Annotated in this window: 23 protein-coding genes and 2 riboswitches; of the genes, 8 read left to right on the top strand and 15 right to left on the bottom strand. The window is 70.5% G+C overall.

The window, feature by feature from the left end:
- Window positions 1-27 precede the first annotated feature (27 nt).
- Window positions 28-996, top strand: a complete 969-nt coding sequence (gene dapD / locus ACZZY9_RS13250; RefSeq protein WP_243214647.1) for a 2,3,4,5-tetrahydropyridine-2,6-dicarboxylate N-succinyltransferase — start codon at window positions 28-30, stop codon at window positions 994-996.
- Between the two features lie 121 nt (window positions 997-1117).
- Here the strand turns inward: dapD and ACZZY9_RS13245 are convergent, their stop codons facing one another.
- The 4 genes from ACZZY9_RS13245 to ACZZY9_RS13230 form a co-directional block, all read right to left on the bottom strand.
- The gene (locus ACZZY9_RS13245) at window positions 1118-2344 is read right to left on the bottom strand and encodes a citrate synthase (RefSeq protein WP_463464683.1); all 1227 of its coding nucleotides are present in this window, start codon (window positions 2342-2344) and stop codon (window positions 1118-1120) included.
- A gap of 84 nt (window positions 2345-2428) precedes the next feature.
- On the bottom strand, window positions 2429-3529 hold the full coding sequence (gene dapC, locus ACZZY9_RS13240) for a succinyldiaminopimelate transaminase (RefSeq protein WP_463464426.1): 1101 nt from the start codon (window positions 3527-3529) through the stop codon (window positions 2429-2431).
- A 10-nt stretch (window positions 3530-3539) separates the two neighbouring features.
- A complete protein-coding gene (gene fdxA, locus ACZZY9_RS13235) occupies window positions 3540-3857 on the bottom strand; it encodes a ferredoxin (protein WP_192059742.1) in 318 nt (105 codons plus the stop codon).
- The gene (locus tag ACZZY9_RS13230) at window positions 3854-5161 is read right to left on the bottom strand and encodes a PIG-L family deacetylase (protein ID WP_463464425.1); all 1308 of its coding nucleotides are present in this window, start codon (window positions 5159-5161) and stop codon (window positions 3854-3856) included. The genes fdxA and ACZZY9_RS13230 overlap by 4 nt, the downstream gene beginning before the upstream one ends.
- Before the next feature lie 155 nt (window positions 5162-5316).
- Between ACZZY9_RS13230 and efeU the strand changes: the two genes are divergently transcribed.
- From efeU to efeB, 3 genes are read left to right on the top strand one after another with little or no spacing between them, the layout of a single operon-like run.
- A complete protein-coding gene (gene efeU / locus ACZZY9_RS13225) occupies window positions 5317-6192 on the top strand; it encodes an iron uptake transporter permease EfeU (RefSeq protein ID WP_463464424.1) in 876 nt (291 codons plus the stop codon).
- On the top strand, window positions 6189-7394 hold the full coding sequence (gene efeO / locus ACZZY9_RS13220; RefSeq protein ID WP_463464423.1) for an iron uptake system protein EfeO: 1206 nt from the start codon (window positions 6189-6191) through the stop codon (window positions 7392-7394). Before efeU ends, efeO begins: the two co-directional genes overlap by 4 nt.
- Before the next feature lie 14 nt (window positions 7395-7408).
- On the top strand, window positions 7409-8725 hold the full coding sequence (gene efeB / locus ACZZY9_RS13215) for an iron uptake transporter deferrochelatase/peroxidase subunit (RefSeq protein WP_463464422.1): 1317 nt from the start codon (window positions 7409-7411) through the stop codon (window positions 8723-8725).
- A gap of 52 nt (window positions 8726-8777) precedes the next feature.
- On the opposite strand, the gene ACZZY9_RS13210 is transcribed toward efeB, so the two are convergent.
- From ACZZY9_RS13210 to ACZZY9_RS13185, 6 genes are all read right to left on the bottom strand, one after another.
- On the bottom strand, window positions 8778-9293 hold the full coding sequence (locus tag ACZZY9_RS13210) for a hypothetical protein (protein WP_463464421.1): 516 nt from the start codon (window positions 9291-9293) through the stop codon (window positions 8778-8780).
- A gap of 132 nt (window positions 9294-9425) precedes the next feature.
- Window positions 9426-11336 (bottom strand): translational GTPase TypA, encoded by a 1911-nt coding sequence (gene typA / locus ACZZY9_RS13205; protein WP_192059729.1) that lies wholly within the window; start codon window positions 11334-11336, stop codon window positions 9426-9428.
- A 141-nt stretch (window positions 11337-11477) separates the two neighbouring features.
- Entirely contained in the window at window positions 11478-13235 is a 1758-nt protein-coding gene (locus ACZZY9_RS13200) for a dipeptide ABC transporter ATP-binding protein (RefSeq protein WP_192059727.1), read from the bottom strand.
- Window positions 13232-14188, bottom strand: coding sequence for an ABC transporter permease (locus ACZZY9_RS13195; RefSeq protein WP_192059725.1), 957 nt, complete (start codon window positions 14186-14188; stop codon window positions 13232-13234). The genes ACZZY9_RS13200 and ACZZY9_RS13195 overlap by 4 nt, the downstream gene beginning before the upstream one ends.
- Window positions 14178-15107, bottom strand: a complete 930-nt coding sequence (locus tag ACZZY9_RS13190; protein ID WP_463464420.1) for an ABC transporter permease — start codon at window positions 15105-15107, stop codon at window positions 14178-14180. The genes ACZZY9_RS13195 and ACZZY9_RS13190 overlap by 11 nt, the downstream gene beginning before the upstream one ends.
- A 148-nt stretch (window positions 15108-15255) precedes the next feature.
- Window positions 15256-16881, bottom strand: coding sequence for a peptide ABC transporter substrate-binding protein (locus ACZZY9_RS13185; protein ID WP_463464419.1), 1626 nt, complete (start codon window positions 16879-16881; stop codon window positions 15256-15258).
- Window positions 16882-17116: 235 nt separating this feature from the next.
- Here ACZZY9_RS13185 and ACZZY9_RS13180 point away from each other — a divergent pair, with 235 nt between their 5' ends.
- On the top strand, window positions 17117-17902 hold the full coding sequence (locus tag ACZZY9_RS13180; protein ID WP_463464418.1) for a CPBP family intramembrane glutamic endopeptidase: 786 nt from the start codon (window positions 17117-17119) through the stop codon (window positions 17900-17902).
- A gap of 85 nt (window positions 17903-17987) precedes the next feature.
- Here ACZZY9_RS13180 and gcvP read toward each other — a convergent pair whose 3' ends face one another.
- The 4 genes from gcvP to ACZZY9_RS13160 form a co-directional block, all read right to left on the bottom strand.
- Complete coding sequence (gene gcvP / locus ACZZY9_RS13175; protein ID WP_463464682.1) at window positions 17988-20816, bottom strand: aminomethyl-transferring glycine dehydrogenase; 2829 nt, start codon at window positions 20814-20816, stop codon at window positions 17988-17990.
- Between the two features lie 104 nt (window positions 20817-20920).
- Entirely contained in the window at window positions 20921-21298 is a 378-nt protein-coding gene (gene gcvH, locus ACZZY9_RS13170) for a glycine cleavage system protein GcvH (protein WP_463464417.1), read from the bottom strand.
- 61 nt (window positions 21299-21359) lie between these two features.
- Window positions 21360-22574, bottom strand: a complete 1215-nt coding sequence (gene gcvT, locus ACZZY9_RS13165) for a glycine cleavage system aminomethyltransferase GcvT (RefSeq protein WP_463464416.1) — start codon at window positions 22572-22574, stop codon at window positions 21360-21362.
- Window positions 22575-22681: 107 nt separating this feature from the next.
- Window positions 22682-22777, bottom strand: a riboswitch (glycine riboswitch).
- 1 nt (window position 22778) lies between these two features.
- Window positions 22779-22883, bottom strand: a riboswitch (glycine riboswitch).
- Window positions 22884-22955: 72 nt separating this feature from the next.
- The gene (locus ACZZY9_RS13160) at window positions 22956-23405 is read right to left on the bottom strand and encodes an SseB family protein (RefSeq protein WP_463464415.1); all 450 of its coding nucleotides are present in this window, start codon (window positions 23403-23405) and stop codon (window positions 22956-22958) included.
- Window positions 23406-23506: 101 nt separating this feature from the next.
- Between ACZZY9_RS13160 and ACZZY9_RS13155 the strand changes: the two genes are divergently transcribed.
- Window positions 23507-23938, top strand: a complete 432-nt coding sequence (locus ACZZY9_RS13155) for a hypothetical protein (protein ID WP_463464414.1) — start codon at window positions 23507-23509, stop codon at window positions 23936-23938.
- Here ACZZY9_RS13155 and ACZZY9_RS13150 read toward each other — a convergent pair.
- Entirely contained in the window at window positions 23920-24786 is an 867-nt protein-coding gene (locus ACZZY9_RS13150; protein WP_463464413.1) for a putative protein N(5)-glutamine methyltransferase, read from the bottom strand. The two genes, ACZZY9_RS13155 and ACZZY9_RS13150, sit on opposite strands and share 19 nt — an antisense overlap.
- Window positions 24787-24888: 102 nt before the next feature.
- On the opposite strand from ACZZY9_RS13150, the gene ACZZY9_RS13145 reads away from it, so the two are divergent.
- Together ACZZY9_RS13145 and ACZZY9_RS13140 are read left to right on the top strand one after the other, a co-directional pair.
- Window positions 24889-25371, top strand: a complete 483-nt coding sequence (locus tag ACZZY9_RS13145) for an FBP domain-containing protein (protein ID WP_320477006.1) — start codon at window positions 24889-24891, stop codon at window positions 25369-25371.
- 61 nt (window positions 25372-25432) lie between these two features.
- Window positions 25433-25744, top strand: a complete 312-nt coding sequence (locus ACZZY9_RS13140) for an antibiotic biosynthesis monooxygenase family protein (RefSeq protein ID WP_463464412.1) — start codon at window positions 25433-25435, stop codon at window positions 25742-25744.
- Window positions 25745-25799 lie beyond the last annotated feature (55 nt).

Genomic DNA, 25799 nt, shown 5'->3' with positions numbered 1-25799 from the left:
CGGAGTCGGGCCGATACGGTTGACCTCATGACTTCCGACGACACCGCCGCCACCCACGCCTACGGTGACGGGCTGGCGACCGTCTCCGCCGACGGCACGACGCTCGACACCTGGTTCCCCTCCCCCTCGCTCGGCCGCCTCCCGGCCGACCGCGACCCCGCACTCGTCCCGGCCGAGATCGCCGACGCCGCCGGGCCCGACGCCCGCCGCGCCGTCGATCTCGTGCCGGTGACGGTCGAGATCGAGCTGAGCGCGCCTCCTGCGTCCACCTCCGACGCGTACCTGCGCCTGCACCTGCTCAGCCACCTGCTGGTGAAGCCGAACACGGTCAACCTCGACGGCGTCTTCGGGCACCTGCCGATCGTCACGTGGACGAACGCCGGCCCGGTGCACCCCGACGACTTCGCCCGACTCCGCCCCGCCCTGCAGCGCGCCGGCATCGCCACCACGGGAATCGACAAGTTCCCCCGCATGCTCGACTATGTGTCGCCCGACCGGGTCCGCATCGCCGACGCCTCACGCGTCCGTCTCGGCGCGTACCTCGCCCCCGGCACGACCGTCATGCACGAGGGCTTCGTCAACTTCAACGCCGGCACCCTCGGCACGTCGATGGTCGAGGGCCGCATCTCGCAGGGCGTCGTCGTCGGCGACGGATCCGACATCGGCGGGGGCGCCTCCATCATGGGCACCCTGTCGGGAGGAGGCGCGCAGCGCGTCACGATCGGCGAGCGGGCGCTGCTCGGCGCGAACAGCGGCATCGGCATCTCGATCGGCGACGACACCGTGGTCGAGGCGGGGCTCTACGTCACCGCCGGCACCAAGGTGGTCGTCGTCGGCGGCACGACGTCGTCGGACGGCTCGACCCAGACCGTCAAGGCCGTCGAGCTCTCGGGGCGGCCCGGTCTGCTGTTCCGCCGCAACTCGCTGACAGGCGCCGTCGAGGTGCTGCCGCGCAAGGGCCACGGCATCACGCTCAACTCGCAGCTGCACGCATAGCGGCTGCGGCTGCGGCTGCGGCTGCGGCTGACAGCACGACGCCCCGGCGTCGGCGCGACACCCCGAGATGCGGGTGCGGCGCCGACGCCGGGGCGTCGTGTTCGCAGCGGCCGGTGCGCGGCTAGCGCTGGGGCCAGTCGCGCTGGGTCTCGCCCAGGTACAGCTGCTGCGGGCGGCCGATCTTGGTCGTGGCGTCGGCGTTCATCTCGCGCCAGTGGGCGATCCAGCCCGGCAGGCGCCCGATCGCGAAGAGCACCGTGAACATGCGGGGCGGGAACCCCATGGCCTTGTAGATGACCCCGGTGTAGAAGTCGACGTTCGGGTAGAGCCTGCGCTCGGCGAAGTAGTCGTCGGCGAGGGCGATGCCCTCCAGCTCCATCGCGATGTCGAGCAGGTCGTCTTTCACCCCGAGGGCGGCGAGGACCTCGTTCGCGCTCTCTTTCACGAGCTTCGCGCGCGGGTCGTAGTTCTTGTAGACCCGGTGGCCGAAGCCCATGAGCTTGACGCCCTCTTCTTTGTTCTTCACCCGCTCGACGAAGCGCTCGACGCCCTGGCCGCTGGCCTTGATGTCGGCCAGCATCGACAGCACGGCCTCGTTCGCCCCGCCGTGCAGGGGGCCGTAGAGGGCGCTGATGCCGGCCGAGATCGACGAGAACATGTTGGCCTGCGTCGAGCCGACGAGACGCACGGTCGACGTCGACGCGTTCTGCTCGTGGTCTTCGTGCAGGATGAGGAGGCGCTCGAGCGCCTTCGAGAGGACGGGATTCACCTCGTACGGCTCGGCCATCGTGCCGAAGTTCAGCTTGAGGAAGTTGTCGACGAAGCTGAGCGAGTTGTCGGGGTAGAGGAACGCCTGCCCGAGGCTCTTCTTGTGCGCGTACGCGGCGATCACCGGCAGCTTCGCCAGCAGACGGATCGTCTGCAGCTCGACCTGCTCGGGGTCGGAGGTGCTCATCGACCCCTCGTAGAACGTGCCGAGGGCGCCGACCGCGCTCGAGAGCACGGACATCGGGTGGGCCGAATGCGGCAGAGCGTCGAAGAACCGACGGAGGTCTTCGTGCAGCAGAGTGTGGCGGCGGATGCGGGCGTCGAAGCCCGCCAGCTCGTCGGGGGTGGGCAGCTCGCCGTAGATGAGCAGCCAGGCGGTCTCGAGATAGGTCGAGTTCGCGGCGATCTGCTCGATCGGATAGCCCCGGTAGCGCAGGATGCCCTGATCACCATCGATGTAGGTGATCTTGCTGCGGGCGGTCGAGGTGTTCACGAACCCGTTGTCGAGGGTGGTGAAACCGGTCTGCTTGGTGAACGTCGAGATGTCGATCGACGAGGCACCTTCGGTGCTCGGGACGATCGGGAACTCGGCTGTTCCCCCGGGAACTGCAGCGTGGCCTTCTGGGCGTCGTTGGCAGTGTCAGTCACTCCGCCAGCCTAGCGGTCAGTGCTCGAGGCGCTCCACGGCGGCGGCGATGCGCTCGTCGGTCGTCGTCAGGGCCACGCGGACGTGCCGGCCGCCCTCGGCGCCGTAGAACGAGCCGGGCGCCACGAGGATGCCCCGCTCGGCCAGCCAGACGGCGCTCTCCCAGGCGTCTTCGTCTCGGGTGACCCAGAGGTAGAGACCCGCCTCGCTGTGGTCGATGCGGAAACCGGCGCCCTCGAGGGCCGGCGCCAGGGCTGCGCGTCGTGAGCGGTACAGCGCCTTCTGCTCGGCCACGTGCGCCTCGTCGCCGAGCGCCACGCGCATGGCCTCCTGGACGGGAGCCGGCGGCATGAGACCCGCGTGCTTGCGGACGGCGAGCAGCTGCGCGATGACGGCGGGGTCGCCGGCCACGAAGCCCGCCCGGTACCCCGCGAGGTTCGACTGCTTGCTCAGCGAGTAGACGCTGACGACCCCGTCGAGCCGGTCGCCGACGACGCGGGAGTCGAGGATGCACGGTGTGGGTCGCGTGGCCCACTCGCCCTCCCAGCCGAGCTCGGCGTAGCACTCGTCGCCGGCGATCACGGCGCCGAGTTCGCGGGCACGGGCCACCGCGGCGGCGAGCCGCTCGACGTCGAGCACGGAGCCGTCGGGGTTGCCCGGGCTGTTGAGCCAGACGAGTCGGGTCGACTCGGGCCACGACGCGGGATCGTCGGAGGCGACGGCGGCTGCCCCCACGAGCGCGGCGCCGAGCGCGTAGGTCGGGTAGGCGTTCGCCGGATGCACGATCGTGTCGCCGGGGCCCAGGCCGAGCCAGAGGGCCATGCCGGCGATCAGCTCTTTCGACCCGATGGTCGGGAGCACCGCATCGGTGTCGAGAGCCGTCACGCCGCGTCGCCGGGCGTACCACTCGACGATCGCCTCACGCAGGGCGGGTGTACCCGCGACCTGCGGATAGGAGTGCGCGTCGGTGGCAGCCGTCAGGGCGTCGCGGACGACGGCCGGGGTCGGGTCGACCGGCGACCCGACCGAGAGGTCGACGAGGGAACCGGGGTGCGCCCGTGCCGTCGTCGCGAGCTCGGAGAGGGAGTCCCACGGGAAGTCGGGGAGGTCGAGCGCCACGGCGGACTCGTCAGCCCTGGGGCGGGAGGACGGCGATGACGGGGTGGTCTTTGGCGATGACGCCGACCTTGGCCGCGCCGCCGGGCGAGCCGATCTCGTCGAAGAACTCGACGTTGGCCTTGTAGTAGTCGGCCCACTTGTCGGGGAGGTCGTCTTCGTAGTAGATGGCCTCGACGGGGCAGACGGGCTCGCACGCACCGCAGTCGACGCATTCGTCGGGGTGGATGTAGAGCGAACGCTCGCCCTCGTAGATGCAGTCGACGGGGCATTCGTCGATGCAGGCTCGGTCTTTGACATCCACACAGGGAAGTGCGATCACATACGTCACGTCTCGGGTGTTCCCTTCGCGTCGGGCAAGGCGTTCATCTTATCGCGGCCCCGCTGCACGTTGGCTCCCCTGTCGAGGAAGGGCCACGCGAGCACGACCGTGGCGATCAGCACCGGGCCGAACGTCCAGAGGTAGCCGGCGGGATTCGCCGGGACGAGCGCCGAGCCGCCGGCACCGGGCTGGGAGAGCAGCGCGGTGACCCCGAGCAGTCCGAGCGCGACGGCCGCCACGACGGTGCGCGACCGGAAGACCTGACGGAAGCCGACGAGGAGGGCGAGCGCCATGATCAGCGAGAGCACGAGACCGGTGGGCACCACCGCGCCGCCGATCGACGTCGTGCCCTGATGCGCGACCGTGCCGATCGCGCCGAAGACGGCGCCCGCCGCGACGGACAGCAGATACGTGCCGATCTTGCCTCCGAGACTCATGTCGCTGAGCTCGGAGGTGTTCGCCGGGAGCGGCGCGAGCTCGTCGGGGTCCGCCACGAAGCGGAACGACTCGGTCGACGCCAGGCGGTCGACGCGACCGTGCGGGTAGCGGATGCCCGCTCCGCCGCCGGGCAGGTCGACGACCTCGAGCTGCGTGCGGTACCCACGGAGCGCGGCCACGACGCGGGGCGCCACGGGTCGGACGTCCATCGTCACGACCGAGGGGTCGTCGCGCAGGGCCTCGGCCTCGACGCCGGTCGCCTCGTCGGCACCCGCGACGATGGCGAAGTAGGGCACACCCGCCAGGCGGGCGGCTCGGACGGCGGCCCGGTTCGCACGGACGTGGTCGGGGTGGTGGTAGCCGCCGTCGTCGTCGTACGAGACGACGACCGTGGGCCGGACGGCGTCGACGACGGCGGAGAGATCGGACACGATCTCACCGAACTCGGCCGCGCAGAAGGCGGCCGGGTGGAGGTCGTCGGTCGGACCGGCGACGCCGTCGGAGCGCCACACCATGCCGCTGTCGCGGTAGACGCGGGGCTCGAGACCGGGCGTCCGCGCGCCGACGTCGCCGAGGAACCGGTGGTCGCGCACGCCGAGCTCGCGGAGCGCCGCGGCGATCTCGCCCTCTCGGTGGACCGCCAGCGCGGCCTCGTCGTCGCGCAGTCGTGCGAGGTCGTCGGGGATCACCTCTCCGAGCTCTCCGCGCGTGCAGGACACGACGGTGACGCTCGCACCCGCGTCGACCAGGGTCGCGAGGGTGCCCCCCGTCGTGATCGTCTCGTCGTCGGGGTGGGCGTGCACGACGAGCACCCGTTCGACCCGGGGGGCCGCTGAGCCGGTGCCGTCGCCACCAGGCGTGCCGAAGTAAGTCATCACTGGACAGGATAGGCCGCCCGGCACTATGGTCGGTCCTCGTCAGCCGACCCTTAGCAAGGTTAGCCTAACCAAACTACCCCGTGCGGTCGAGTCCCGACCGCCCCAGGCGCCGCCGATGCCGCCCGTACGCCGCCGACCCGAAGGCCCCATCAGTGCTCGCCAACTACCTCATCGGACTCCGAGAGGGCCTCGAGGCCTCGCTCGTCGTCGGCATCCTCGTCGCCTACGTCGTCAAGGTCGATCGCCGGGACGTCCTCCCCCGGCTGTGGCTCGGCGTCACGGCCGCCGTCGTGCTGTCGCTCGGCGTCGGCGCCGTCCTCACCTTCGGCGCCTACGGCCTGACCTTCCAGGCGCAGGAGATCATCGGCGGCGGGCTCTCGCTCGTCGCCGTCGGCTTCGTCACCTGGATGGTCTTCTGGATGGCCCGCACGGCGCGGAGCCTGAAGCACGAGCTGCAGTCGGGTCTCGATCGGGCGCTCGAGGGCGGCGCCTGGGCGATCGTCGCCCTCGGCTTCCTGTCGGTCGGTCGCGAGGGCATCGAGACGGCGCTCTTCGTCTGGGCCGCCGTGCAGTCGACCGGCGGAGGGCCCGTGCCCCTGCTCGGCGCCCTGCTCGGGATCCTCAGCGCGGTCGCGATCGGCGTCGCCATCCACCGTGGGGTGATGACCATCGACCTCCGGCGGTTCTTCACCGTGACCGGGTACTTCCTGGTGGTGGTCGCGGCCGGGGTGCTCGCCTACGGGATCGGCGACCTGCAGGAGGCCGGCGTGCTGCCGGGCCGCACCTCCACGGCCTTCGACGTCAGTTCGGCCGTGCCGCCGACGAGCCCCCAGGGCGTGCTGCTGCAGGGTCTCGTGAACTTCACCCCGACCCCGAGCTGGCTGCAGCTCGGCGGCTGGCTCGTCTACCTCGCCGTCGTCGTCCCGCTCGTCGCACGCGCCACGGGGAGGCGCGGGCCGACCCGACCCGCCGCCTCCGGATCCGAGTCCACCACTCTCACCCCCCGCACCGCAGGAGCCCACGAATGACCGCTCGCCCCGCCCGCCTCGTCCGCCCTCTCGGTCTCGCCTCCGGCCTCGCCGTGGTCGCGCTGGCCCTGACCGGCTGCGTCGCGAACACGCCGGCCGGCTCGTCCGCGGCCACCGCCGTGACCGTCGACGGGTCCGACGACGGCTGCGTGCTGTCGACGACCTCGGTGCCGAGCGGCCCCGTCACGTTCACGATGACGAACACGGGAAGCGACAACAGCGAGTTCGAGCTGCTCGCCGACGACGGCCTGCGGATCATCAGCGAGAAGGAGAACATCGGGCCGGGGACATCCGGCTCGATGACCGTGTCGGTGCCCGCGGGCGACTACTACACCGCGTGCGTCCCGGGCCTCGTCGGCGAGGGCGTCCGCGCGACGTTCACCGTCACCGACTCGGGCGGCGCCGTCGAGCCGACCGGCTCGGAGAAGGAGCGCATCGACGCGGCGGCCGCCGCCTACGTCGGCTACGTGAAGGACCAGACCGGGCAGCTCGTCGCGGCGACGGACGAGTTCCTGGCCGCGTACACCTCCGGCGACGACGACCGCGCGCGCGAGCTCTACCCGACCGCCCGGGCGCACTACGAGCGCATCGAGCCGGTCGCCGAGTCGTTCGGCGACCTGGACCCGAAGATCGACTTCCGAGAGGCCGACGTCGAGCCCGGCACCGAGTGGACCGGCTGGCACCGCATCGAGAAGGACCTCTGGCAGCCGTCGGCCGACGCGAACGGAGGCGCGGCGTACGTCGCCCTGACGCCCGCCGAGCGCCAGCGCTTCGCCGACCTGCTGACCGGCGACACCGCCGACCTCTACGACGAGGTCACGGCCGACGACTTCTCGGTCGGCATCGACACCATCGCGAACGGGGCGGTCGGCCTGATGGACGAGGTCGCCACCGGCAAGATCACCGGCGAGGAGGAGATCTGGTCGCACACCGACCTCTACGACTTCCAGGGCAACCTCGAGGGGGCCCGAGTGGCCTTCGACGGCGTCCGCGACATCGTCGACGAGGAGGACCCGGAGCTCGCCACCTCGATCGACGACGAGATGAACTCGGTCGAGACCCTGCTCGCCGGCTACGGGAGCCTCGACTCGGGCTACCCGGCGTACACCGAGCTGACCGACGCCGACAAGAGGAAGCTGTCGGACGCCGTCAACGCGCTCAGCGAGCCGCTCAGCCGGCTGACCGCGGCCCTGGTCTCCTGACGGTGGCCCGGAGCGTGGGCGGGACGGACGGCGCCGGCGAGACGGACGGCGCCGCCGAGCGACCGGGGCTGTCGCGACGGGGCCTGCTCGGACTCGTCGGCACGGGCGTCGGTGCCGGCGTGCTCGGTCTCGGCGTCGGGATCGGAGCCGACCGCGCGGTCGTCGCGCGCACCGCGGGCGGCTCGGGCGCCTCGGCGACGTACCCGTTCTACGGGCCTCACCAGTCGGGCGTCACCACCGCCGCGCAGGACCGCCTGCACTTCGCCGCGTTCGACGTCTCGGACGGCACCACGCGCGCCGAGCTGGTCGAACTGCTGAAGGACTGGAGCTACGCCGCGTCGAGACTGACCGCCGGGCTGGATGTGAGTCCGACGGGGGCGACGGGCGGGTCGCTCGCCGCGCCTCCTGACGACACCGGCGAGGCCCTGGGTCTCCCCGCGGCCGGGCTCACCGTGACCATCGGCTTCGGCCCGACGCTCTTCACCAGCGCCACGGGCGTCGACCGCTTCGGGCTGGCCTCGCGGAGACCTGCGGCGCTGATCGACCTGCCGCACTTCTCCGGCGATCAGCTGATCGAGGCGGCCAGCGGCGGCGACCTCTGCGTGCAGGCGTGCAGCGACGACCCCCAGGTGGCCGTGCACGCGATCCGCAACCTGTCGCGGATCGCCTTCGGCCGCGCCTCCCTCCGCTGGTCGCAGCTCGGCTTCGGCCGCACCTCGTCGACGACCCGCGGTCAGACCACTCCGCGAAACCTGTTCGGATTCAAGGACGGCACCGCGAACGTCAAGGCCGAGGACACCCGGGCCGTCGCCGACGGCGTCTGGGCGACCGAGGGGGACGGCGCCGCCTGGATGGCGGGCGGATCGTACCTCGTCGCCCGGAAGATCCGGATGACGATCGAGACCTGGGATCACGCCTCCCTCGCCGAGCAGCAGACCGTCGTCGGCCGGGACAAGGGCGAAGGGGCCCCGCTGTCGGGCGGATCGGAGTTCACCGCACCCGACTTCGCCGCCGCAGCCTCGACCGGCGGGCCGGCCATCGCGCCGGACTCGCACGTGGCCCTCGCCCACCCGCAGAACAACGACGGGGCCACCCTGCTGCGGCGCGGCTACAACTTCGTCGACGGCAACGACGAGCTCGGACGCCTCAACGCGGGGCTGTTCTTCATCTGCTTCAACCGCGACAGCCGGAGGCAGTTCGTGCCGATCCAGCAGTCGCTCGCTCGCAGCGATCGCATGAACGAGTACGTCAAGCACGTCGGGTCGGCGATCTTCGCGGTACCGCCGGGCGCCTCGGAGGGCGGCTGGGTCGGCGAGACGCTCTTCGCCTGACGCCGCCGGGTCGGGGCTGCCGACGCGGCGCGGACGCTCGCGAGTGCGGAGGTCAGACGGCGGTGACGACGTAGGTCGCCGTCGAGACCCCGTCGGTGTCGGTCGACACGGTGAGCACGACGCGGTACGCCGAGCCCGTGAAGGTGCCGAAGCCGCTGTCCGCGTCGGAGTCGACCCCGCTGGCCGTGTAGCCGGCCTGCTCGAGCTGCTGCTGCGCGGCGGTGAAGCGGTCGGCGCCCGAGACGGTGATCTGAGCCACCCAGCCGGACCCCTCGGGCCCGGCGCCGCCCCCGCGCACGGTGCCCTCGACGAGCGGGACCTCGGCGGGGAACGACTCGGGGAGCGTGCCGTCGGTCGTGATGCCGGCCCCGCCGAGCGCCTCGCCCGCGGCGTCTTCGACGGCCTGCTGCACGGTGCCGGTGAGGCCCTCGACGCTGCTGTCGATCGCACCGCCGACGATGTTGTCGATCGGGGAGCCCGAACCGCACGCGGTGAGGCCGGCGCCGAGACCGACGACGAGGGCCAGAGCGGCGACGGGGCGGATGAGGGACTTCGAACGGATCGGCACCCGGAGAGGGTAGCGGCCGACTCTGGGCGTGGGCGTGGAACGTGCGGGGCGCGCAGCGAAGCACGGTGGATACGCGAGAGGCGGCCCGCACTGCTGCGGGCCGCCTCTCGGTCTGGCGGTGACTCGGTGGTGCTACGCGTTCTGCTTCTTGAGACGAGCGGTGCTGCGCTGGCGAGCCGACGCGTCGAGCTCGACCTTGCGGATGCGGATGGCGTCGGGGGTGACCTCGACGCACTCGTCGTCACCGGCGAACTCGAGCGACTCCTCGAGCGAGAGGACGCGGGAGGGCGTCATCGACTCGAAGTTGTCGGCCGTCGACTGACGCATGTTGGTCAGCTTCTTCTCCTTGGTGATGTTGACGTCCATGTCGTCGGCGCGCGAGTTCTCGCCCACGACCATGCCCTCGTAGACCTCTTCGGTCGGCTGCACGAAGAAGGTCATGCGCTCTTGCAGGTTCTGGATCGCGAACGGCGTGACGACACCCGAGCGGTCGGCGATGATCGAGCCGTTGGTACGGGTCGAGATCTCGCCGGCCCAGGGGCCGTAGCCGTGGCTGATGCCGTTGGCGATGCCGGTGCCGCGCGTGTCGGTGAGGAACTGCGTGCGGAAGCCGATCAGGCCGCGCGACGGGACGATGAACTCCATGCGGACCCAACCCGAACCGTGGTTCGCCATGTTCTCCATGCGGCCCTTGCGGGCGGCCATCAGCTGGGTGATCGCACCGAGGTACTCGTCGGGCACGTCGACGGTCATGTGCTCGAACGGCTCCTGGAGCTTGCCGTTCTCGTCGCGACGGGTGACCACCTGCGGCTTGCCCACGGTGAGCTCGAAGCCCTCGCGTCGCATCTGCTCGACGAGGATGGCGAGTGCGAGCTCGCCTCGACCCTGGACCTCCCACGCGTCGGGGCGTCCGATGTCGACGACCTTGAGGCTGACGTTACCGATCAGCTCGCGGTCGAGACGGTCTTTGACCATGCGCGCGGTCAGCTTGTGACCCTTGACCTTGCCGATCAACGGCGACGTGTTCGTGCCGATGGTCATGGAGATCGCGGGGTCGTCGACGGTGATGGTCGGCAGCGGCCGGACGTCGTCGGGGTCGGAGAGGGTCTCGCCGATGGTGATGGTGTCGAAGCCGGCGACGGCGACGATGTCGCCGGGGCCCGCGGACTCGGCGGGGTAGCGCTGCAGGGCCTTGGTGATGAGCAGCTCGGTGATGCGGGCGTTGACCGTGGTGCCGTCCTGCTTGACCCAGGCGACGGTCTGGCCCTTCTTCAGGGTGCCGTGGAAGACGCGGAGGAGCGCGAGACGACCGAGGAACGGCGACGCGTCGAGGTTGGTCACGTGCGCCTGCAGGGGGTGCTCGTCGTCGTAGGTCGGCGCCGGCACGTGCGTGAGGATGGCGTCGAACAGCGGCTCGAGGTCGGCGTTGTCGGGCAGCGAGCCGTCGGCCGGCTTGTTGATCGACGCCGCGCCGTTACGACCCGAGGCGTAGACCACGGGCACGTTGAGGATCGCGTCGAGGTCGAGGTCTTCGACCTCTTCGCTCAGGTCGCTGGCGAGACCGAGGAGGAGGTCCTGCGACTCGGCCACGACCTCGTCGATGCGGGCGTCGGGGCGGTCGGTCTTGTTGACCAGCAGGATGACGGGGAGCTTGGCCGCGAGGGCCTTGCGGAGCACGAAGCGGGTCTGGGGCAGGGGCCCCTCGGACGCGTCGACGAGCAGCACGACGCCGTCGACCATCGAGAGGCCGCGCTCGACCTCACCGCCGAAGTCGGCGTGGCCGGGGGTGTCGATCACGTTGATGGTGATCGGGCCGTCGGCCGCATGAGCACCGTTGTAGAGCACCGCGGTGTTCTTCGCGAGGATCGTGATGCCCTTCTCGCGCTCGAGCTCGTTCGAGTCCATCATTCGGTCTTCGGTGTCGAAGTGGGCGTCGAACGAGTTGGTCTGCTTGAGCATGGCGTCGACGAGAGTCGTCTTGCCGTGGTCGACGTGGGCCACGATCGCCACGTTGCGCAGGTCGCTGCGGATGGCAGTCGCCATGGATGAATTCCTTACGAGAAGCGGAGGGGGAGGTGCACGGGACAGAGCCCGGCGACGACAGTCTACGGCACGTGGTAAAGGGCCCCTCCCCCGCCCCTGTCGGAACGGCGGAGAGGCCCCTGACGAGGAGGCGCGGGTCGGCTACCGGCCGAACTCGAAGTTCGCGCCGGGGATCGCCTCGAGCAGCTCGCGGGTGTACTGCTGCGCCGGGTTCGCGAAGATCTCGTCGGTGGTGCCGGCCTCGACGATGCGCCCCTTCTGCATGACGCAGACGTTGTCCGCGATGAGCCGGACCACGGCCAGGTCGTGCGTGATGAAGAGGTAGGTGAGCCCCAGCTCGGTCTGCAGGTCGGTGAGCAGGTCGAGCACCTGGCCCTGCACCAGCACGTCGAGCGCGGAGACGGCCTCGTCGAGCACGATCACGTCGGGCTTGAGCGCGAGCGCCCGGGCGACGGCGATGCGCTGACGCTGACCACCCGAGAGCTCGCCCGGGTAGCGGTTGACCATCGAGACGGGCAGCGACACCTGGTCGAGCAGCTCGTGCACACGCTGCTGGCGGCTCTTGCGGTCGCCGATGCCGTGGGTGACGAGCGGTTCGGCGATCGTGTTGCCGACGCTGTACATCGGGTCGAGCGAGCCGTAGGGGTCCTGGAAGACGGGCTGCACCCGACGACGGAAGTCGAAGAGCTCCTTGCCCTTCAGGGCCCCGACGCTCTTCCCGTCGATGGCGACCGTGCCCGAGGTGATGGACTCGAGCTGCAGGACCAGCTTGGCCACGGTGGACTTGCCCGAGCCGGACTCGCCCACCAGCGCCATCGTCGTGCCGCGCGGGATGGAGAACGAGACGTCGTCGACGGCCCGCAGCTCGGTCGTCTTGAAGCCGCCCTGACGGATCTTGTACAGCTTGGTCAGGTTCTCGACCTGGATGTACGACGCGTTCCGCTTGCCGAGCTCTTCGCGCTGGTGCGCGCGCTTCATCAGCTCGGCGTCGTCGGCGCCCTCGTCGGAGATCTCGACGTCGTTGGTGTGCGTCGGCGCGATGCTCGACTGGATGCGCTGGCTGGCGAGGCTCGGAGCCGCGGCCACGAGACGCTGCGTGTACGGGTGCTGCGGGTTCGCGAGGATCTCCTTCGACGGCCCCGACTCGACGACCTGGCCCTTGTACATGACGACGAGCTTCTCGGCGCGCTCGGCCGCGAGGCCGAGGTCGTGTGTGATGAACAGCACCGAGGTGCCGTAGTCGCGCGTGAGGGTCTCGAGGTGGTCGAGGATCCGCCGCTGCACGGTGACGTCGAGCGCGGACGTCGGCTCGTCGGCGATCAGCAGCTTCGGGCGCGACGAGAGGCCGATCCCGATCAGCACACGCTGGCGCATGCCACCCGAGAACTGGTGAGGGAACTGCTTCAGACGCTGGTCTGCGTCGCCGAGCCCCGCCTCCTTCAGCACCTCGATGGCGCGATCGCGCACCGCCTGCTTGCCGGTGGCCACGCCGTTGGCGCGGATGGCCTCCTCGACCTGGAAGCCGATGCTCCAGACCGGGTTGAGGTTCGACATCGGGTCCTGGGGCACGTAGCCGATGTCGCGACCGCGGATGGCCTGCATCTCGGCGGGCGTCGCCTTCGTGAGGTCCTTGCCCTCGAAGAGGATCTGCCCGCCGGTGACCTCGCCGGCGCCCGGCAGCAGGTCGATGATCGACGTGGCCGTGGTCGACTTGCCCGACCCGGACTCGCCGACGATCGCGAGACGTTCGCCCGGCATCATCGTGAAGTCCACGCCGCGGACGGCGTCGACGTAGCCCGACTGGGTCTTGAACCCGATCTTCAGGCCCTTGATCTCGAGCAGGGGGGTCGCCGAGGAGGCGGTGCTCGCCGACTCGGGACGCGTGGAGGTGGAGGTCATCGACGGGCCCTCGCCTTCGGGTCGAGGGCGTCGCGCACGACGTCGCCCATCATGAGGAACGACAGCACGGTCACCGAGAGGGCGGCCGCCGGCCAGATCAGGGGCATCGGGGCGACCCGCAGGGAGGCGCGGGCGGCGTTGATGTCGTTGCCCCACGACATCACGGTGCCGGGCAGGCCGATGCCGAGGAACGACAGGGTGGCCTCGGCGACGATGAACGTGCCGAGCGAGACCGTCGCCACGACGATCACGGGAGTGATCGCGTTGGGGATGACATGACGCACCAGGATGCGGAAGCGCGAGACGCCGAGCGCCGCGGAGGCCATGACGTAGTCGCTGCTCTTGGCGCCGAGCACCGAGCCGCGCATGATGCGGGCGATCTGCGGCCAGGCGAAGAGCGACAGCACGAGGGCGACCGTCAGCGGGGTGCGCGACGGCAGGACCGACATGAGCACGATGGCGCCGAGCACGGTGGGGATGGCGAAGAAGATGTCGCCGAGTCGCGAGACGAGCGCGTCGAGCCAGCCGCCGTAGTAGCCGGCGAGCGAGCCGATGACGATGCCCACCAGGGTCACGAGGACCGTGGCCAGCAGGCCCACGGTCAACGAGGCCCGGGTGCCGTAGACGACACGGGCGTAGACGTCGAGCCCCTGCAGCGTGAAGCCCATCGGGTGCCCGGACTCGGCCGGTCCGTTGCTGTCGGGGAGGCTGGCGCCGGAGGTCGGCGAGGTGCTCGTGAAGAGCTGCGGGAACAGCGCCACGACGATCACGAACAGGATCAGCACCGCGGAGATCCAGAACAGGGGGCGCGTCTTCATGGCGTCCCACGCGTCGTTCCAGCTGGAGCGGGGCTTCTCGGTCTCGTCGACGGCGTCGACGGCCTTCAGCGGGGTCTCGTCGAGCGGGGCGACGTAGTGGTCGGGCGACAGGCCCGGTGTCGTGTTACTTGGCATAGCGGATCCTCGGGTCGAGAACGGCGTAGAGCAGGTCGACGAGCAGGTTGGCCAGCATGAAGATGATGACCATGACCGCGACGAACGACACGACGGTCGGTCCCTCGCCGAGCTGGATGGCCCGGTAGACGGTGCCACCGACGCCCTGGATGTTGAAGATTCCCTCGGTGACGATCGCACCGACCATCAGCGATCCGATGTCGACGCCGAGGTAGGTGATGACGGGCACGAGCGAGTTGCGGAGGATGTGCACCCCGACGACCCGTCGACGGGTGAGGCCCTTCGCCGTCGCCGTGCGCACGAAGTCGGCGCTCATGTTCTCGGCGACGGAGGCGCGGGTGAGTCGGACGATGTAAGCGAACGACACGGAGGCGAGCACGATCGCGGGCAGCACCAGCTCGCTCCACGGAGCCTGCGAGCTGACGGTGGTCCGGAAGAGGGCCAGCTGGATGCCGAAGACGTACTGCAGGACGAAACCGATGACGAACGTCGGCACGGAGATGAGCAGCAGCGAGACCACGAGGGCGCTGTTGTCGAAGATCTTGCCCTTGCGGAGGCCGGCGTAGAGGCCGACGACGATCCCGGCGATCGATTCGAACAGGAGGGCGAGCATGGCGAGACGGAACGTGATCGGGAACGCCCGGATGAGCTCGTCGATGACGGGGCGACCGGAGAACGTCGTGCCCAGGTCACCCGTGAACAGACCGCCGATGTAGAGCAGGTACTGCACGATGAACGGCTTGTCGAGGTTGTACTGCGCCCGGATGGCCTCGATGACGGCGGGACTCGGCTGCTTCTCGCCGAACAGGGCGGCGATCGGGTCGCCCGGGAGGGCGAACACCATGAAGTAGATGAGGAAGGTCGCCCCGAAGAAGACGGGAATCAGCTGGAGGAGGCGCCGGCCGGTGTACCAGAGCATCAGGCCGCCTCGATTTTCTGCGCGTGCATGGATGTCGCAATCATGGAGAGAGAGTGGTGGACGCCCACCGAGGGGCCCGGAGCAGGATAACCCGCCCGGACCCCTCGGCAGTTCTGAACGAGGCCGGAGCCTCTATCGGATGCGTTCCTTACTGCTTGGTGACCTCGTAGAACAGCGGGACGGAGTTCCAGCCGAACTGGACGTTCTCGACCGTGTCGGCCCACACGCCGGTCACGTTCGAGTACCACAGCGGGATGACGGGGAGGTCGGTGAGCAGGACCTCCTGCGCCTCCTGGAACTTCGCGTTGGCGTCCTCGACGGAGGTCGACGCGGCGCCCTCGCTCAGGAGACCGTCGAACTCGTCGCTCGTGTAACGGCCGTAGTTCGAACCGGCACCGGTCTGGTACAGCGGCGCGAGGAAGTTGAACAGCGACGGGTAGTCGGCCTGCCATCCGGAACGGAAGGCGCCGGTCATGGCGTCGTTGTCCTCCTGGTCGAGGAGCTCGGCGAACGTGGGCTTCGGCTCGCCGGCCGCCTTGATGCCCAGCGTGTCGGCGATGCTGTTCGTCGCGGCGTCGACCCAGTTCTGGTGTCCGCCGTCGGAGTTGTAGGCGATGGTGAAGGTGGTGTCGCCGTAGGGCGAGATCTCTTCGGCCTGAGCCCAGAGCTCCTTGGCGCGGTCGGCGTCGTAGTCGAGCACGTCCGAGCCCTCGAGGTCTTCGGAGTAGCCGTCGATGACGGGCGACGTGAAGTCCTTGGCGGGGGTGCGGGTGCCCTGGAAGATGACGTCGGTGATGTCACCGCGGTTGATCGCGAGCGAGATCGCCGCACGACGCAGCTTGCCCTCTTCGGTCGTGCCGTCGAAGTGCTCGAGGTACTGCGGGATGGTGATCGACTGGAAGATCGCGGCCGGCTGGTTCGCGAAGCGCTCCGGGAAGTCGCTCTCGTACGAGGCGAACTGGGTGTCCGGCACCTGGTCGAGGATGTCGAGGTTGCCCGAGAGCACGTCGGAGTACGCGGCGTCCTGCGTCGTGTAGAACGTGATGGTGAGGCCGCCGTTGACGGGCGTGCGGGGACCGTCGTAGTCCTCGTTGGTGACGAGCTTGATGTCCTGGTTGTGGGTCCAGGCGTCGGCGCTCTCGAGCTTGTAGGGGCCGTTGCCGACGGGGCTCTCGCCGAAGGCGTCGACGTCGTCGTAGAACGACTCGGGCAGCGGCGAGAACGCCGAGTAGCCGAGACGCAGGGGCCAGTCGGCCTCGGGGGCGTTCAGCATGACCGTGAACTCGGTGTCGCTGACGACCTCGAGCGAGAGGTCGCTGTCGGCCTCGGCGTCGTAGCCCTCGATGTTGTCGAAGAAGTACGAGGCGCTCTGCGCGTTGCTGATCTGCGCAGCCCAGTTCCAGGCCTTCGTGAAGGACTCGGAGGTGACGGGGGTGCCGTCGGTGAAGGTCTGGCCCTCCTTGAGCTTGACGGTCCAGAGCTGGTTGTCGTCGGACTCGATGGACTCGGCGACGTCCATCTCGGTGGCGCCCTCGGCGTCGTACGAGACGAGGCCGGCGAAGATCGAGTCGATGATCTTCCCGCCACCGGTCTCGGTGGTGTTCGACGGGACCAGCGGGTTCTGCGGCTCGCTGCCGTTCGTGGTGATGATGGCGTCGGCGTTGCCCGAGGGAGCGGCGTCGCCCGAGTCACCGCCGTTCGAGCAGCCGGTGAGGACGAGTGCTGCCGCCCCCACGACGGCGACGGACCCGAGGCCCATGCGCGTCTTCTTCAATGTTCCTCCTGATGCAAGAAAGGACGCAGCACGGCTCCCCATGAGTCGTGCCACGTTGGATGAAGACGACCCTAGGCACCTCTTTCAGGCTTCTCCAAACCTCAGGGCGAACGGTTACACGACGGAAACCAATTCGATGGATCGTTGCGCCGACGCACGGATCGTTGCGTCAAGCCCCTCATCTGCGCAGGTTTCCGTTGCGAGAAATCAGACACGTGGCAGGTATTATCCGGCCATGCCTCTCGAACCGGCGGTCGACCTGCCCAGCCGCTCGCGCCTCCGGGTCGAGATCGCGATCGTGCTCGGACTGTCGCTCGGCGCCTCCGCCGTGTACTCGCTCGTGTCGATCGTCAACCGCCTCACCCAGCCCACGAGCCTGTCGCAGCAGACGGCGACCCTCAACTCGTCGCTCAGCGATCGCGCCGTGTTCGACCTCGTCTACCAGGTGCTCGCCGTGGTCGTCGACCTCGTGCCCGTCGCGCTTGTCGCCTATCTGCTGTGGCAAGGCCGCCGCCCTCACCTGGCGCGCCTCGGCGTCGACTTCTCGCGCAGCGGTCGCGATGTGCTCGGCGGCCTGGGGCTCGCCCTCGCGATCGGAATCCCCGGCATCGGCCTGTACCTGGTCGGCAAGGCGCTCGACCTGACGGTGACGGTCGTGCCCACGGACCTCGGCGAGCACTGGTGGACCGTCCCGGTGCTGGCGCTCTCCGCGCTCCGGGCGGGACTCACGGAGGAGGTCATCGTCGTGGCCTACCTCTTCGCGCGCCTGACCGATCTGCGCTGGCGCCCGTGGACGATCATCGTCGCGGCCGCCCTGCTGCGCGGCACGTACCACCTGTACCAGGGGTTCGGCGCGTTCGTCGGCAACGTGGTGATGGGCCTCGTGTTCGGGTGGCTGTACACCCGGTTCGGGCGCATCCTGCCGCTCGTGGTGGCACACGTCGTGATGGACTCGGCGGTCTTCATCGGCTACCCGTGGGCGGCGGCGACGTTCCCCGCGTTCTTCGGACTGCCCGCCTGACGATCGGCACCCTGACGTCCAGCTTCGCGACGGCGGACGCCCGGGCCCGAGCGACGAGCTCGGACCCGGGCGTCGGTCGGTCGGATCAGACGAAGGCCTCGACCGGCGGGCAGGCGCAGAACAGGTTGCGGTCGCCCCATGCCTGGTCGATGCGCCGGACCGGCGGCCAGTACTTGGCGCGCTTGAGCGAGTCGACCGGGTAGACGGCCTCGTCGCGGCTGTAGCCGGCCGTCCACTCGCCCGAGATGACGGACTCGGCCGTGTGGGGGGCGGCCCGCAGCGGGCTGTCCTCGACGGCGCGCCGACCCGCCGAGATCTCGTCGGCCTCGTGCTTGATCGCGATCATGGCGTCGACGAACCGGTCGATCTCGGCGAGGTCCTCGCTCTCGGTGGGTTCGACCATCAACGTGCCCGCCACAGGGAACGACATCGTCGGCGAGTGGAACCCGTAGTCGACGAGTCGCTTGGCGACGTCGTCGACGGTCACGCCGGTCGCGTCGCGCAGCGGGCGGAGGTCGAGGATGCACTCGTGCGCGACGAGTCCTCCCTCACCCGAGTACAGCACCGGGTAGTGCTCACGCAGTCGCACGGCGACGTAGTTCGCCGCGAGCACCGCCGCGCCGGTGGCCTGCACGAGCCCCTCGTCGCCCATCATGCGGATGTAGGCCCAGCTGATCGGCAGGATGCTCGGCGAACCGTACGGGGCGCTCGACACCGGGACGCCGGCATGGGCCGGTCGCTCCCCCGGGGCCGCCGCGGCCGCCCCGGTGCGTCGGTCGGCCTGCTGCGCCATCGGGTGGCCGGGCAGGAACGGCGCGAGGTGCGCCTTGGCCGCGACCGGTCCGACACCGGGTCCACCGCCGCCGTGCGGGATGCAGAACGTCTTGTGCAGGTTCAGGTGCGAGACGTCGCCGCCGAACTCGCCGAACTTCGCGAACCCGAGCAGGGCGTTGAGGTTCGCGCCATCGACGTAGACCTGGCCGCCCGCCTCGTGGACGGCGTCGGTGATGTCGCGGATGTCGTGCTCGTACACGCCGTGGGTCGACGGGTAGGTGATCATCAGCGCCGCGAGATCGTCGGCGTGGGCCGCGACCTGCTTCCGCAGATCGTCGAGGTCGACGTTGCCCCGGTCGTCGCAGGCGACGACGACGACCCTCATGCCGGCGAGCACCGCACTCGCCGCGTTGGTGCCGTGGGCGCTCTGCGGGATGAGGCACACCGTGCGCGCTGCATCACCGTTCGCGAGGTGGTACCCGCGGATAGCCAGCAGACCGGCGAGCTCGCCCTGGCTGCCCGCGTTGGGCTGCAGCGACACCGTGTCGTAACCGGTCAGATCGGCCAGCCAGCCCTCGAGCTGACCGACGAGGTCGAGGTAGCCCTCGACGTCCTCCGCCGGCGCGAACGGGTGCACCGAGGCGAACTCGGGCCAGGTCACGGCCGCCATCTCGGTGGCCGCGTTGAGCTTCATGGTGCAGCTGCCGAGCGGGATCATTCCGCGGTCGAGGGCGTAGTCCTTGTCGGCGAGGTGCTTGAGGTACCGCATCATGCTGGTCTCGCTGCGGTGGGTGCGGAAGACCGGGTGGGTGAGGTAGTCGCTCGTCCGCAGCAGCGCCTCCGGGAGTCCGGACGGGCCGTCGCCGCCCTTTCCGGGGGGCATCTCGACGCCCAGCACCTCGGCGACCGCGACGACGTCGTCGCGCGTGGTCGTCTCGTCGAACGACAGCCGGATGCAGTCGGCGTCGACGGCGTGCACGAGGTAACCGCGCTCGCGGGCCACGGCCACGAGCTCGGCGGACCGGCCCGGCACGAAGACCTGCAGCGTGTCGAAGAACGTGTCGTTCTCGAGCTCGAGATCGGAGGCGGCGATGGCCTCGGCGAGGTCGGCCGCGTGATCGTGCACCCGCGACGCGATGTGCCGCAGCCCCCAGGGGCCGTGGTAGACGGCGTACATCGAGGCCATCACGGCCAGCAGCACCTGGGCGGTGCAGATGTTCGACGTGGCCTTCTCACGACGGATGTGCTGCTCTCGGGTCTGCAGGCTCAACCGGTAGGCCGGTCGCCCGTCGACGTCTTGCGACACTCCGACCAGACGCCCGGGCAGCTGCCGCTCGAGACCGGTGCGGACCGCCATGTAGCCCGCGTGCGGACCGCCGAAGCCCATGGGCACGCCGAAGCGCTGACTCGTCCCGACGGCGACGTCGGCCCCGAACTCGCCGGGAGGGGTGAGGAGGGTGAGCGCGAGCAGATCGGCCGCGACGACGACGAGACCGCCGTGGGCGTGACTGGCCTCGGTGATCGCCGCGAGGTCGTGCACGGCGCCGGTCGCCGCGGGGTACTGCACGAACAGCCCGAACGACTCGGGCACCTCGGCCGGATCGGCGCCCGTCAGATCGAGCTCGACCAGCTCGATGCCGACGGCCGCGGCGCGACCGGCGAGCAGCGCCTTGGTCTGCGGGAACGCGTCGGCGTCGACGACGAACACGTCGCTCTTCGCCTTCGACGCGCGGCGGGCGAGCAGCATGCCCTCGACCACGGCCGTGCCCTCGTCGAGCATGGAGGCGTTGGCGGTGGTCAGACCGGTGAGCTCGGAGACCATCGTCTGGAAGTTGATCAGCGCCTCGAGCCGCCCCTGCGAGATCTCGGGCTGGTAGGGCGTGTAGGCCGTGTACCAGCTCGGGTTCTCGAGGACGTTGCGCTGGATCACCGCGGGTGTGACGGTGTCGTAGTAACCGAGCCCCAGGAGCGCGCGGGAGGGCCGGTTGCGGTCGGCGAGTCGTCTCAGCTCGGCCAGCGCCTCGGTCTCGCCCACGGGTGCGGGCAGCGTGCCGCCCGCGTCGGCTGACGTGTGGATGCTGTCGGGAACGGCTGCCCGGACGAGCGATTCGACGCTGTCGTGCCCGACGACGGCGAGCATCGCGGCCTGATCGGACGGCGTCGTGCCGATGTGGCGGTCGACGAATCCGCCGGCCGCACGACCGGCCCAGTCTCCGAACACCGACCCGGAGGTCGTCTCGCCGGTCATTCGGCCGTGAGGGCGACGTACTCGTCGCGCGAGAGGAGACCGACGCGGTCGGAGGACGCCAGGGTGATCTTGATGAGCCAGCCGGCGCCGAACGGGTCGCTGTTGACCAGATCGGGGCTGTCGACGACGGCGTCGTTGATCTCGAGCACCGTGCCGAGCGCGGGGGCGAAGAGCTCGCCCACGGACTTCGTCGACTCGATCTCGCCGACGACGGTGCCGGACTCGACCTCGGTGCCCGCGGACGGCAGGTCGACGTAGACGACGTCGCCGAGCTTCTCGGCCGCGTAGTCGGTGATGCCCACGGTGGCGGTGTCGCCGTCGATGAGCAGCCATTCGTGCTCGGCGGTGTAGTGCAGCGATGTGAGGTCGGTCATGCCGAGGCCTTTCGAGAGGGGGTGAGGTGCGGGGCGCGCAGGCCGTCGGCCCGCGGGAGGGTCAGGAGCGCTTGTAGAACGGCAGGGGCACGACGGTCGCCGGGATCGGCGTCCCCCGCACGTCGACGGCGAGGGCCGGGCCGCGGTCGACCACGTCGGGGTCGACGAAGGCCATGGCGACGGGGTGCCCCAGGGTCGGCGAGAGCGCACCGCTCGTGATCTCGCCCACGACGGTGCCGTCGTCGGTGACCACGGGGTAGCCCGCTCGGGCCGCGCGACGACCCGGCAGGGTCAGACCCACCAGCACACGGGCGCCGGGCGCCGGGTCGACACCGGAGCGGCCGACGAAGTCCTTCGAGGTGTCGACCACGCGGCCGAGACCCGCCTGGGCGGGGCGCACGTCGCGACCGAGCTCGTGGCCGTAGAGCGGCATGCCTGCCTCGAGTCGCAGCGTGTCGCGGCTGGCGAGACCGGCGGGGACGACACCCCGAGGCGCTCCCGCCTCGGCGAGCGCCGTCCAGAGGTCGGCGGCGGACTCGGGCGCGAGGTAGAGCTCGAAGCCGTCTTCGCCGGTGTAGCCGGTGCGGGCGATCAGGACGGGGGCGTCGTCGAAGGTGCCCTGCAGCACCCGGTAGTACCGGAGCGTCGAGAGCGGCGCGTCGGGCTGGAGACGGTCGCCGCTGATGAGCGCGTCGAGGACGCCCTCCGCCTCGGGACCCTGGATCGCGACGAGCGCGGTGTCGTCGCTCTCGTCGTCGACCGTGACGTCGAAGCCGGAGGCGCGGGTCGCGAGCGCGCCGAACGCAGCCTCCCGGTTGCCGGCGTTCGCCACGACGAGGTAGTCGTGCTCGTCGAGCCGGTAGACGACGAGATCGTCGACGATGCCGCCGTCGTCGGCGAGGAGCAGCGAGTACTTCGCCCGACCGACGGCGATCGTCGAGAGGGTGCCGGCCAGCGCCTGGTCGAGGAAGACGCCCGCGTCGGGTCCGACCACGGCGATCTCGGCCATGTGCGAGAGGTCGAAGAGACCGGCCGCGGTGCGGACGGCATGGTGCTCGGCGAGATCCGAGCTGTAGCGCACGGGCATCTGCCACCCGGCGAAGTCGGTGAACGAGGCGCCCGCGGCGACGTGGATCTCGTGGAGCGGGCTGAAGCGCTCGTCGTCGACGTCGGCCGGGTCGGCGTCGACGAGGTGGGCGTCCGCCAGCTCGGCGTCGACGAGGTCGGCGTCGGTGGGGCCCGGGGCGGCGGGCAGGTTCGAGGCTGCGTCGGACATCTGACTCCTGTGAGGACGGCCCGGCCTCGAGCTGTCTCGACCGGGAGCATGCCGTGCAGCACCTGCACGACGGGGGTGGGCCCCGCCCGACCGGAGTCGTGCGGGGCTCCCCCTCTGTCATGGGCCTGAGAGCTTCGCCGACGCGGGTCGACTTTCACCGTGGGCGAGGAGCCGCCGAGAGGCGCTCCTGCTTTTCAGAGTGGCCAGTCCGTCGCGGTACGCGTACCTGAGAGATTGGCGGGGAGCTTGCTCCTTCGGTGCCCGGTCGGCGCATGTGATGCGCACCGGAGCTTCTCCCGCGACGTGTTCGTGGCCCGATGTTCGATTGTGGCGCTCAGCCTACAGCCGGCGTGTGACGAGCAGGTTTCGGGGTCGAGACGCTCAGGCGCCGGAGGGCCGATCGGTCGCCGCGGTCTCGTCGGCCTGGTGCGCCGCCACGAGCTCGCGCACGTCGTCGGCGAGCTGCGCGACGCCTTCGGGCAGCATCTCGAAGCCCTCGGGGTTGCCGGGGTTCACGACCAGCCCCGTCTGCGGCGGGATGGCCTGGACGAGCTCGGCGGCGTGGATCGTCGCGGAGTGCGCCGCCACCTCTCTCACCTGGTCGCCGATCATGTCGGCGTGCGTGAAGGCGGCGAGCATGGGCGTGCCCTCGCGGTCGAAGAGCACGGGCTGCAGCTCGTTCAGCGACTCCTCCGCCTGGACGGCGGTGGGGACGACGATCTCGGCGTTCACGAACTCGGCGAGCACGGAGTTCATGTCGCCCTGGCCCGCCTGGCCCTTGGCGATGGCCTGCTCGAGTGCGGTCGGTTCACGGTTCTCTGAAGCGGTCATCGGTCCACCTTGCCCGAAGAACCTCCGTAACGACTCCGTGACGGTATCCTGACCCTCGAAGCCTGCCACCGTGGCGGCCCGTCATCCCTCGAGGAGCCCTCGTGCCCCGTATGGCCGCCCCTCTGCTCGTCAGCAGCATCGCTCTCGTCCTCGCCCTCGCCGGGTGCGCCACCCCGACGTCCGAGCCCGGCGCCTCCGAGACCACCGGGCTCGCCACGACGGGCGCCGACGCGTCGAGCACGCCGATCCCGACGACCACTCCCCCCGCCCCGGCCACGGCGCCGACGCGAGAGGCCCCGCCGGCCTGGGACGCCTGCGTCGACGCCGTCGCGGCCGAGTACCCCGACGTCCCGTTCCTCGACGACGTCTGGAGCTACGAGGACGACGACGTCCGCGACTCGGCCACCGGCGCGGTCGTCGAGGTGCGCTACGGCCACACCGCCGACGGGCGGATCGAGGCGGCCTTCAGCTGCGAGGTGTCGGGCACCCCGGAGTCCCCCGTCGTCGAGGGCGTCTACCCGGTCGACATCTGACCCGCTGACGGCATCGTCCGACCGCCGGGATCATCCGACTGCGGTCGCACGCCCACGACGACCGTCGTCTCGTGCTCGACGTCGTACTCGCTGTGCGCGTCGAGACCGCCTGCGGTCAGGAGCTCCACGGCGGCGGCGGCCTGAGCCGCGCTCGTCTCGATCAGCAGCGACCCCGCGGGGCGGAGCCAGGCCCGCGCCTCCTGGGCGATCCGACGGTGCAGATCGAGACCGTCGTGTCCGCCGTCGAGCGCGGTGACCCGCTCGTGGAGGCGCGCCTCGGGCGGCAGGGTCGGGAGCGCTCCGGTCGGCACGTACGGCGCATTGGCCGTCAGGACGTCGACGGCACCTCGGAGCCGGGCAGGCACGGCGTCGAAGAGATCGCCGACCACCACGTCGCAGCCCGGGGGGAGGTTCGCGCGGGCGCACCCGACGGCCACCGGATCGAGGTCGGACGCGACGAGTGTCAGACCGGGATGGTCGCGCAGGAGGACGGCGGCGACGGCCCCCACCCCGCAGCAGAGGTCGAGCGCGACGGCCGGTCGCCCCCGGGGCACCAGGGCCGAGGCCCGGCCGGCCAGCGCGGTCGTCCGCCGCCGGGGAACGAAGACGCCGGGCGCGACGGCGAGCCGCAGGCCGTCGAACTCGGCCCAGCCGAGGACCTGCTCGAGGGGTTCGCCGGCGACGCGTCGGCGCACGAGCCCCTCGAGGGTGCCGGGGTCGACCGGGCGGGCCCGGTCCGCGGGGTCGGCGGCCGCCTCGGTCAGCAGCGCCGCCTCCTCCTCGGCGAAGACGCAGCCGGCGTCCCGGAGGCGCGCCACCAGCAGGCGCATCGCCTCGGCCTCGGTCATGGCCCCAGGCTACGACCGTGCGACCGCGGGGCCCGTGTCACGGCGGTGTCGGGGGCGCCGCGTAGGGTGGCTGGACCGAGGCACCCAGGCACTGAGGAGACCATGAAGCCGCTGACCGAGTCCGACATCCGCGAGTCGTTCGTCAACGCCCAGCCCGGCGACCTGGACCGCCTGCCGATCCCGGGGCTGCACGAGATGCTGTGGTCCGAACGGGAGTTCCTGGGGTGGCGCGACCCGCAGGCCCATCACCGCGGCTACATCGTCCACTGGATGGCCGACCGCCCCGTCGGGCTCGTCGTCCGTTCGTCGACCTCGTCGCTGCGCCCCGGCATCGCCGCGATGTGCTCGCTCTGCCACTCGCCGCAGCCGGCGACGCAGGTGCGGCTCTTCACCGCACCGAAGGCCGGCGAGGCGGGCCTGAACGGCAGCACGCTCGGCACCTACATCTGCGAGGACCTCGCCTGCTCGCTGCTCATCCGCGTCGCACCGCCGCACCTGAACCCGCCCGAGCAGATCGAGCGTCGCGCGGCCGGGCTGAGCGACCGCGTGCAGGGCTTCACCGCCACCGTGATGAAGACCGCCTGAGGCGGCGCCTCCGGCCGTCCCGCCCTCATCCCCGACCCATCCCCCACGAAAGCGAGCAGTCATGTCCGTCGTCAAGATCAACGCCATCCACGTCCCCGAGGGGTCCGGCTCCGAGCTCGAGTCGCGTTTCGCCGCGCGCAAGCACTCGGTCGACGGCGCCGAGGGCTTCGAGGGCTTCCAGCTGCTGCGCCCGGTCAAGGGCGACGACCGCTACTTCGTCGTGACCACCTGGCGCAGCGAAGACGACTTCCTGGCCTGGGCGGCGAACGGCGCCAAGGCCGCGCACGCTCGCCCCGCGGGGTCGGGCGACGCCCCGCGGGGTCCCGTCGCGACCGGTGCCGACCTGCTCGAGTTCGAGGTCGTCGAGCTCTAGAGGACCGTGCGACACCGGCGTCGGCACCGGTGTCGGCACCGAGTGAGCCGCACGT

This window comes from Frigoribacterium sp. AC394, assembly GCF_979258095.1.
This window is presented reverse-complemented; position numbering and strand designations above follow the sequence as displayed.